The 9932-nt window shown below is 72.8% G+C and carries 5 protein-coding genes; 3 read left to right on the forward strand and 2 right to left on the reverse strand.

Annotated features, from left to right (window positions below; all coding sequences use genetic code 11):
* Positions 1-148: 148 nt before the first annotated feature.
* Entirely contained in the window at positions 149-3919 is a 3771-nt protein-coding gene (locus tag ABZT17_RS34215; RefSeq protein ID WP_356354780.1) for a hypothetical protein, read from the reverse strand.
* 358 nt (positions 3920-4277) lie between these two features.
* Positions 4278-6071, reverse strand: a complete 1794-nt coding sequence (locus ABZT17_RS34220) for a thiamine pyrophosphate-requiring protein (protein ID WP_356354782.1) — start codon at positions 6069-6071, stop codon at positions 4278-4280.
* Positions 6072-6375: 304 nt separating this feature from the next.
* On the opposite strand from ABZT17_RS34220, the gene ABZT17_RS34225 reads away from it, so the two are divergent.
* The 3 genes from ABZT17_RS34225 (at position 6376) to ABZT17_RS34235 (ending at position 9764) form a co-directional block, all read left to right on the forward strand.
* Positions 6376-7170 (forward strand): RNA polymerase sigma factor SigF, encoded by a 795-nt coding sequence (locus ABZT17_RS34225; protein WP_356354784.1) that lies wholly within the window; start codon positions 6376-6378, stop codon positions 7168-7170.
* Positions 7171-7391: 221 nt separating this feature from the next.
* Positions 7392-8396, forward strand: coding sequence for a hypothetical protein (locus tag ABZT17_RS34230; RefSeq protein ID WP_356354786.1), 1005 nt, complete (start codon positions 7392-7394; stop codon positions 8394-8396).
* Positions 8397-8516: 120 nt separating this feature from the next.
* The gene (locus ABZT17_RS34235) at positions 8517-9764 is read left to right on the forward strand and encodes an aminotransferase class I/II-fold pyridoxal phosphate-dependent enzyme (RefSeq protein WP_356354788.1); all 1248 of its coding nucleotides are present in this window, start codon (positions 8517-8519) and stop codon (positions 9762-9764) included.
* The last annotated feature ends 168 nt before the right edge of the window (positions 9765-9932 follow it).

Raw genomic sequence — 9932 nt, forward strand, 5'->3', positions numbered from 1 at the left:
TGCCGTCAGGGACCGCCTGCCGTCGGGGAACGCCAGCCGTCGGGGAACGCGGCGCGGCTCGTCATCGACACCAGCTGGAGCTGGTACCGGCCCGGCCACAGGCGGACCGCCTCGCGGGCGCCGGTGCGGTGGAGCGGTGGAGCGGTGGTCAGTGTGGACGGGGCGTGTCGCAGACGGGGTGGTAGGGCGCGTCGGGGATGTACAGGCGCCATTGGGCCGCGGTGAGGGTGGTGCCGGTGCGTGTGCAGGCCTGGGTGATGGCGTGGGAGGGGGTGATGGGGTAGCGCTGGAGCGGGGTGTGGTCGCTGGTGGCGTAGAGGGTGGCGCTGTCGGGGCTGAAGGCGAGGGAGCTGATGGGCTCGCCGGGGGTGGTGAGGTTGCCGCCGAGGGGTTGTTGGGTGGCGGTGTCCCAGAGCTGGAGAGTGCCGGAGTCGCCGGCGACGGCGAGGGTCCTGCCATCGGGACTGAACGCGAGGGCGTTGACGGCTTCGGGGGTGTCACCGAGCGCCGCTGGGAAGAGGTTCGGCAGGACACCCGTACGGTGGCGGAGGGTTCCGTCCCACAGGGCTACGCGGCCGGTCATGTCACCCGCCGCCATGCGGGAGCCGTCCGGGCTGAAGGCCACGGCGTTGATCTGCTCGCCCTGGCTGAGGGTGCGCCGGGTGACCGGGCCGGACGGCAGCTCGGTGAAGTCCACGTCTCCCGCGAGCAGCTGGCCGTCGGGGCGGACGGCCAGGTGGATGCTGCCGAGGTCGTTGAGCATGGCCGCTCTGCTGCGGTGTGCGGTGTTCCACACCTCGCCGCTCACACGACCGATGCCGCGCGTCCTGGAGGCCAGCAGTGTCCGGCCGCCGGGACCGAGCACGACCGTGAGGACCGCTTCGGTGGATGACTGGTGCGCCAAGTCCAGCATGGTCCGTTCGCGGTTGCGGATCAGGTCCCAGATGACAAACCGCTGGGGGGAGGTTTCGCGGCCCGGGGCGGAGACGCTGTAGGTGAAGGCCGTGCTGTCGGGGCTGAAGGCCATCAGCGACATGGTGTCCTGTGTGTCCAGCTCCACGGCCGGCTCGGCGGGATCGAGGGAGGCGGGCAACGGGGGCGAGGGCAGCGTACGCATCAGGTGCCCGTCACGGGTGTCGCGCAACTGGAAACGGAAGCCGCTCGCGGACCGCTCCGCGGTGGCGAGCGTGCCGCCGTCCGGGCTGAGCAGCGCGTTTTCCAGGGGGTGGCTGCTCCACGGGGCGGTGAGGGCCGCCCCGAGGTCGAGGGAGTGGACGGTGCTGCCTTCGAGGTAGCGCAGAATCGGGCGACCGGGATCCCAGGCGAGACCGCCGCGTAGGAGCTGGCCGTTCAGAGGATGGCGGAACACCGGGGCGTAGGGGGCGGACAGCCGCCACACCGTGATCTCGTCGTGTCCTGAGACCGCCAGGAATGCCCCGTCGTGGCTGAAGGCGATGTTCTGGATGTCCGGTTCGGCGATATCGGCGAATTGCCGTCCGGAAGCGGTGTCCCAGACGCGCACGCCGACGCGGGAGACGGCGGCGAGCCGGTCGCCGCCGTCATCCAACGCGAGCCACGAGTTGTCGTCGTCACAGTGGTTCGCTCCGGGACTCCGCCAGCCGCCGGGGAGGCCGCGGTGGCGGACGATGTCCCGGACCGTCATCGGACCGCCTTGGGGGCAGACGGCCACCAGCCGGTCGTCCGCACTCAGGGCCACGTTCGTCGGGTCGGCCGCCGCCGTCCGGAACAGCACCCGGCCGTCCGCGACGGAACGCAGCTGCACCTGATCGTCGTCGAGGTGGCTCACCAGGTAGCTGCGGTTGCCGGCACCGAAGCTGGGAATGTCCGACGACGGCAGACGCTGCCCGGTACCGGTCCACTTCCCGGCCGACACGTCCCACAGGCGCGCGCCGCTGTCCGCATCGACGGCCAGCACCCGGCCATCCGGACTGGCCCCCGTCACCTGGCCGTCCGGCAGTAGCCCCGAGGCGATACGGCGGTGCGTGACCACGTCCCAGGTCCTCCACTCCCGGCCGTTCGAACTGAGCAGCGTACGGCCGGAATCGACGAGCAGGCGCAAGGCTCCGCTGCCGAACCCGGAGTCGGTGAAGGCGTCCAGTTCGGTCTGGGCGGCGGCGCCGAGCAGAGCCGAACGGGTTTCGGGGAGCGGGGCGATCCGCCAGGCGGCGACGCTGAGCAGCATGGCGGTCCTGGGGTCGGTCGTCCGCATCGCGTCGGCCACCGCGGCGACCCGGCGGGCCGCCGTGTCGGTGGCTTCCTGCCGGCTGGTCCGGTGCTGCTGCCAGGCGACCAGGCCGGCGATCAGCGCCACAGCCAGGGTGGCGGAGAGCGCGGCGACGAGGCGACGTGCCCTGCGGGTGGTCCGGGTGGCGGCCCGGCGTTCGGCTTCGCGGGCATCGAGCGCGGCCGTGAGGAACGCCCGCTCGGAGGAGGTCAGCTCGCCCTGCTGCCCGGGACGCCCGAAGAACTCCTCAGCGCGTACCAGGTGGGTACCCCGGTACAGGGTTCCGGAGTCGCGGCCGAGTTCCTCCCAGGCGCGGGCGGCCTCGGTGAGGCGACGGTGGTGGCGCAGCCGCTCACGGTCCTCGTCCATCCAGCCGCGCAGCCGCGGCCAGCAGCTGATCAGGGCCTCATGGGCGAGTTCCACGCCGTCCGCGTCCACGGTCACCAGCCGGGCGCCGGCCAGTTCCTCGACGACCGCGGGCACCTCGGGGTCCGCCCACTCCTCCAGTTCGGCACGCTTGACCGGGCGCCGGGTGTCCGCGGCGCCCTGTCCGGGTTCGATGAGCCGAAGCAGCAACTGCCGGGCCGTCCTGGCCTGTGCGGGCGACAGCTGTCCGTAGACCTGTTCGGCGGTGGCGGCGATCGCGCCGTGCACACCGCCGGCCGCTTCGTAGGCGGCCATCGTCAAGGTCCGGCCCCGGCGCCGCCGCCAGGTCTCCAGCAGGGCGTGCGAGAGCATCGGCAGCCCGCCGGGCTGATCGGCGACCTCTTCGACGAGCCTGGCGGTCAGCGCACGCTCCACCAGCAGCCCGGCGGCCGCGGCCGGCTTGACGACCGCGTCCCGCAGCTCCGCCGGTGTCATCGGCCCCACCAGCAGTTGGGCGTCCCGCAGCGCGTCCACGAGCCCCCGGTGTTCGGCGCACCGCCCGTAGAAGTCCGCCCGCACCGCGATGACCACCCGCAACCGGCTGCCCGGCTCCCGGGCGGCCAGGAGCAGATCGAGAAACCGGGCCCGCTCGGCCTGGTCCCGGCACAGCGTGTACATCTCCTCGAACTGGTCGACGACGACCCAGCTGTCCGGCTCGCCCTCCCGCGGGGCCAGCAGCCGGCCATGGGTCGCCGCCGGAGTGGCCCCCGGGGTGAGCACCCGGAGTACGGCCGTGCCGCCCAGTTCCCGCACGGTCCGCTGAAGCAGCGGTATCAGGCCGGCCCGCAACAGCGAGGACTTCCCGCTGCCGGAGGCACCGAACACCACCGCGAACCGGTGCTCGTGCACCAGATCCGACAACTGCGCCACAAGCCGGTCGCGGCCGAAGAACAGCCCGTGGTCACCGGGCTCGAACCGCACCAGCCCCCGGTAAGGTGCCTGCTGCTCCTTCTCCTCCGCGCGTGCTGCCGCTTCCTCGTCCGCTGCTTCCTCGGCCGCAGCCTTCCACCGCAGCTCCCACTCGGCCGAGTCCGCCCCGCACGCCTGCGCGTACGCCAGCACCACCGCCAGCGACGGCAGCCGCTCACCCGACGCCGCCTGCGCCAGCACGCTCACCGAAAAACCCGCCTGCCCGGCCATCACCCGGTACGTCGGCTTCCCGGCCGCCTCGCGCAGCACCCGCAGCTCATGGGCGAAACGCTGCACAGCACCGGCCCGGGGATCCACCGGCCGCTCAGGACGTCCCACAACCGCTCCGTTCACCCGCCTCACAATGCGGAGGCAAAGCTAACCTTTGGTCGTTACGGGGCAATGACGCCCTTCGGTTCCAAAACGCTCGTCGCCCTCGGCGCCGACCGCCACCCACTCGGTGGGGCGCGAACGCCTCCGTGCCGGTCTTCACCCGGCGGGCCGTGCCTTCACTCCAGGCGGATGCGGTCAGCGGAATGTCTTCGTCCTTCATGTAGTGGATGAGGATGCGCACTCCTGCGCTATCTGGTGTCCGGACGCAGCCGCCTGGCCGTCGCCGAACAGCTTCACGTGGCAACGAACACCGTCACCTACCGGGTGAAACAGAATCCGCTTGGCCGTTCAACATTTCCTCGCGCTACTTCTTCTCCCGCCCCGGCAGGAACTCCTGCATCTTCGCCTTGAGGCCCTGCTTGACCATGGCGCCCCGGTCCGCGTCGCCCTTCAGGACCGACGCCGCCGTCGCCTCCATCTGCTCCCAGGTGGCGTGCGGCGGGATCGGCGGGACCGCCGGGTCGGTGAGGAACTCCACGACCGCCGGCCCGTCCGCCTCCAGACCGGCCCGCCAGCCCGCCTCGACGTCCTCGGGCTTCTCGACGCGGATGCCGGTCAGACCGAGAGAGCGGGCGAAGGCGGCGTACTGGACGTCCGGGATCGCCTGCGAGGGCAGGAAGGACGGGGCACCCTCCATGGCCCGCATCTCCCACGTCACCTGGTTCAGGTCGTGGTTGTTGAAGACGGCGACGACCATCCGCGGGTCCTCCCACAGGTCGCGGTACTTCGCCGCCGTGATCATCTCCGCCAGACCGTTCATCTGCATCGCCCCGTCCCCGACCAGCGCGATCGCAGGCCGGTCCGGGTGGGCGAACTTCGCGCCGATCGCGTACGGCACCCCCGGCCCCATCGTCGCCAGCGTCCCGGAGAGGGACGACCGCATGCTGCCGCGCATCGTCAGATGCCGGGCGTACCAGTTGGCCGCCGAACCCGAGTCGGAGGTGACGATCGCGTTGTCCGGCAGCAGCGGGTCCAGGACCCGGGCGACGTACTCCGGATTGATCGGGTCGGCCGACAGCTGCGCCCGCCGCTCCATCACCTCGCGCCAGCGCGCCACGTTCGAGCACACCAGGTCGTACCACTCACGTCCGCGCTCCCCGTCGATCAGCGGGATCAGCCGCTCCAGCGTCGCCCTGGCGTCGCCGACGAGATTCACCTCGTACGGGTAACGCATCCCCACCATGTGCGGGTCGATGTCGATCTGCACCCCGCGCGCCTTGCCGAACTCCGGCAGGAACTGCGTGTAGGGAAAGGACGATCCGATGGTGAGGAGGGTGTCGCAGTCCCGCATCAGCTCGTACGACGGGCGGGTGCCCAGCAGGCCGATCGAGCCGGTGACGTAGGGGAGTTCGTCGCTGAGGACGTCCTTGCCGAGCAGCGCCTTGGCCACGCCGGCCTTCAGGAGTCCGGCGATCCGCTCGACCTCGGCGCGCGCGCCCGCGGCGCCCTGGCCGACCAGGATCGCCACCTTGTCACCGGAGTTGAGGATGTCCGCGGCCCGCTGGACGGACTCCTCGGACGGGATCGCGGTCCAGGAACTGCGGTCCAGGCTGGACGGGACCATCTTGAACTCGTGGGTGGGCGCCGAGTAGTCGAGCTCCTGCACATCGCCGGGGACGATGATCGCGGTGGGGGAGCGGCGCGCGTAGGCGGTGCGGATCGCGCGGTCGATGACGTTCGGCAGCTGCTCGGGGACCGTGACCGTCTCGATGAAGTCGGAGGCGACGTCCTTGAACAGGGTGTGCAGGTCGACCTCCTGCTGGTACGAGCCGCCCATCGCCGTGCGGTGCGTCTGGCCGACGATCGCCAGCACCGGGACATGGTCGAGCTTGGCGTCGTAGAGGCCGTTGAGCAGGTGGATCGCGCCGGGCCCCGAGGTCGCCGCGCAGACTCCGACACGGCCGCTGAACTTGGCGTAACCGACGGCCTCGAACGCGGACATCTCCTCGTGCCGGGACTGGACGAAACGCGGCTTGTTCTCGGCCCTGCCCCAGGCGGCGAGCAGGCCGTTGATGCCGTCCCCTGGATAGCCGAAGACATGGTCCACCCCCCACTCGCGCAGCCGCTGCAGGATGTGGTCGGAGACCTTGGTGCTCATGTGCGGACCTCCCGGGCCGTGACGTGGACGGGCGCAGTCGTCTGCGGGCCGAGTCACCCCACGGTTGCGGGGAAAACATGCGCCGACCGGGCCGAGGGAGGGCCCGTGTCCTTGCCGGACCCCGGAACCGGCCGGTGTTTGCCGGGAGAGGGCCGGGGCAGGCGCAGTGTCAGTGCTTCGGACAGGAGGCACGTCCGTGGGAGCGGCCGATCGCGCCGTCCCGGTCGCGCCTGTCCCCACACGCGGCCCTCCCCCCACGGTGACCGTCCAACCCAGAGCACCCTCCAGGGAGTTGCGACGCACCATGCCCACCAAAGTGAGCGCGAAGCACCACCCGCACGACGACGCCCCCGACACCGCCGAAGCCTTCCGTGAACTCGCCGCCCTCCCCGACGGACCGCGGCGCGACATGCTGCGTGACCAGGTGGTCGAGGCGTGGCTGCCCATGGCCGACCGGCTCGCCGGACGCTTCCGCAGCCGCGGCGAGAGCTTCGAGGACCTGCGCCAGGTAGCGGCCCTCGGCCTGGTCAAGGCCGTCGACCGGTACGACCCCGCACGCGGCAACGCCTTCGAGAGCTACGCCGTACCCACCATCACCGGCGAGATCAAACGCCACTTCCGGGACCACATGTGGACCCTGCACGTGCCCCGCCGGGTCCAGGACCTGCGCAACCGCGTCCGGTTCGCCGGCCAGGACCTCTCCCAGACGATCTCCGGCCGCAGGCCCACCGTCGCGGAGATCGCGGAGAAGGCGGGCATGAGCGAGGAGGACGTCCTGGTCGGCCTGGAGGCGCTGGAGAGCTTCACCGCGCTCTCCCTCGACGCCGAACTGCCCGGCAGCGAGGACGGCTACTCCCTCAGCGACGCCCTCGGCTCACCCGACCCCGCCCTCGACACGGTCGTCGACCGCGCGGCCGTGGCGCCCCGGCTGGCCGCGCTGCCCGAGCGGGAACGCGCCATCCTCTACATGCGCTTCTTCGGCGACATGACCCAGAGCCGCATCGCCGAGCAGCTGGGTATCTCGCAGATGCATGTGTCCCGGCTGATCAGCCGCTGCTGCAGCCGCGTCCGCGAACAGGTCATGCGCGAGGCCGGGTAGCCGGCGCCGGCGCCACATGCCGCGACATCATGTCCGCTCCGAAGGCCGTCCGACCTGAGGGCGGCACCGGGTCCCCGGCGGACGCCGCTCCCTCACCCACATGGCCCTCGCCGTCCCGCGAATGGGGCCCGACCACGCGCGCCCCGCCCCTGGGCGGGCTCTGATGGCTACGAGGCACGCCCTGCGTGCCCCCGCAGCCGTCGCTCGAAGGAGCCCACCCCATGCGTCGCACCGCCCGTGTCCTGTCCGCCGTGGCCCTGGCCGGTGCCGCGTTCGGCGTCACCGGTACGGCCGCCTCCGCGGACCCGGCCGCGGAGGTCAGCCCCAGCACCGTGTCGCCGGGCAGCAGCGTCACCGTCTCGGTCTCCTGCGGCGCCGTCGCGGGCCAGGCGCCCGCCACCATCGACGCCACCTCACAGGCCTTCGACGAGGACACGGTCGAACTGCGCCGGGTACCGGGCGACGACCGGGCCTCCGGCCCCGCCTACCGGGGCACGGCCCGTATCGCCCAGGCCACCGACCTCGCCGCCGACGCCACGGACGCGGTGACCCCGGCCTCCGCCTGGACCGTCGACGGCACCTGCCCGGCGGCCCCCGGCACACAGGGCGCGGCCTGGAGCACGACGCTCCAGGTGGACCGTGACGCCGCGAACGGCGGCACCGGGGTGGACGGCGACGGGCCGTGCGGCGAGTCGACCACCGAATGCGGCAGCCGGCCGTGCACGGATGGGCGCACGGACTGCGCGGGCCAGCCGTGCGCCGAGGATCGCACCGTATGCGCGAGCCAGGCGTGTGAAGAGGCGCGTACGGACTGTGCGAGCCAGGCGTGTGAAGAGGCGCGTACGGACTGTGCGAGCCAGGCGTGTGAAGAGGCGCGTACGGACTGCGCGAGCCAGGCGTGTGAACAGGCGCGTACGGACTGTGCGAGCCGGCCGTGCGCTGAGACCCGTACCGACTGCCCCGACCGGTCCTGCGCGGATGCGCACGGCGACTGCGGCAAGGAGCCGTGCCTCGACGGGCCCACCGGCTGCGCGACCCCGCCGTGCGACCGGTCCCGGGGGGACGCCTGTGGTGGCGCCGTCATCCAGCGCGGGGTCGAGGCCGGCGAGGGCGGGGCGTTCACCGACTCCGTGCCCGCGCTGGTCGCCGGAGGCATCCTGATCGCGGGCGCGCTCGGCGCCGCCGGGTACCGGCTGCGACACCGGAACACCGGGCCCCACCGCTGATGTTCACTCCCCGTCGCGCGTGTGACGGGCGCAACCCGGAAGGGCCCCATGGGCCGACGGGTCACGGGGTACTCAGAGCGCAGGGAGACGAACCGCACCGCACGGACCGAGGAGCGAGGGATGCCGCGGACGGACCCGGAAGGCCACGGCCCCGTCCGTTACGGGCCACCTCTTCCCGAGGACGGACTGCCCGTACTGCCCGAGCTCACGGCCGCCCTCGCCGCGGCCGCCGCCCGCGCCGACGGGGAACCGGTCGGCGGCGGCCCCGCGCTGCTGGAGGCCGCCTGCGCCTACTGGGACCGCCGTGGACTCGCCGCCCTGCCCGACCGCGTCGCCGCCGGCCCCGGCGCCCCCGCGCTGCTGCTCGCCCTGACCGCGGCACTGGGCGGTGACGTCCTGGTGCCCCGGCCCTGCGCGGCCTGGTGGGCGCCGTACGCACGCCTGTTGGGAAGACCCGTCTTCCATGTGGCGACGCCGGCCGAGTGCGGGGGCGTCCCGGACCCCTACGCGCTCCTGGAGACCGTCCGCAGGGTGCGTGCCGAGGGCGGGGACCCGCGTCTGCTGGTGCTGTCCGTCGCCGACGACCCGACCGCCACCGTCGCCCCGCCCGAGGCGCTGCACGCGTGCGTGGAGGCCGCCGCGGGCGAGGGCCTGCACCTGGTGAGCGACGAGACCTGGCGCGACACCCTGCACGCCCCGCTCGACACCGTGCTGCTCAGCCCGGCGGAGATGCTGCCCGACCGGGTCACAGTAGTCACCGACCTGGCCGGGGCGCTGCTGCCGCCCGGCTGGCCGGCCGCGGTGGCCCGCTTCCCGGCGGACCAGGCCGGCCGCGCGCTCCACGCACGCGTGCTCGACGTGCTCACCGCGATGGGCGCCCGGATCGCGGGCCCGGTCGCCGCTCCCGCCGCGTACGCGCTCCAGGAGCCCGAGCCGGTCACCGCGCGCGTGGCGGCCGCCGTCCACCTCCACGCGCGCGTGGCCACCGCGCTGCACTCCCGCGTGGTGGCGGCCGGCCCGCTCTCCCGGCCCCCGCGGACGGGCCGTCATCTCTACGCCGATCTCGGCCCGTTGCGCTCCGCCCTCACCGCCCACGGCGTCGGCGACGCCCAGGAACTGGAGGAGTTCCTCGCCGCCCGGCTCGGTATGCCCGCGCCCGGCGGCCACCGCTTCGGCGACGAACTGGGCGCCCTGCGCGTACGCCTGTCCACCGGCCCGCTGCTGGGCCGTACGGACGACGAACGCGCGGAATGCCTCATGTCACCCTCGCCGTTGGAACTGCCACATGTGCAACGCGCGTTGAACCATGTGAAGTCGGTCTTCGACGATCTCCGCGACGACGCTCAGCGATGGGAGCCTCCTCGATGACGCAGCAGTCCGAGTCGACCACCACCACGACCAGCGCCACGACCACCAGGGACACCGACGATCCGGCGTCCGGGCCAGGGTTCGCGACCGCGTTCCCGCCGCTCGCCGAGCCCCGGCCGTACGCTGCAGGGTCTCGCGGCCGCCGTGGTCCCGCTGGGCATCAGCATC

Origin of the sequence: Streptomyces sp. NPDC005648 (genome assembly GCF_040605395.1) — a bacterium.
In the GTDB taxonomy this organism is placed as follows: Bacteria; Actinomycetota; Actinomycetes; order Streptomycetales; family Streptomycetaceae; genus Streptomyces.

Bases quoted from the DNA above. Each gene is read 5' to 3' on its own strand.
- ABZT17_RS34220 (WP_356354782.1), bottom strand. From the start codon at position 6,071: ATGAGCACCAAGGTCTCCGACCACATCCTGCAGCGGCTGCGCGAGTGG.
- ABZT17_RS34225 (WP_356354784.1), top strand. From the start codon at position 6,376: ATGCCCACCAAAGTGAGCGCGAAGCACCACCCGCACGACGACGCCCCC.
- ABZT17_RS34230 (WP_356354786.1), top strand. From the start codon at position 7,392: ATGCGTCGCACCGCCCGTGTCCTGTCCGCCGTGGCCCTGGCCGGTGCC.
- ABZT17_RS34235 (WP_356354788.1), top strand. From the start codon at position 8,517: ATGCCGCGGACGGACCCGGAAGGCCACGGCCCCGTCCGTTACGGGCCA.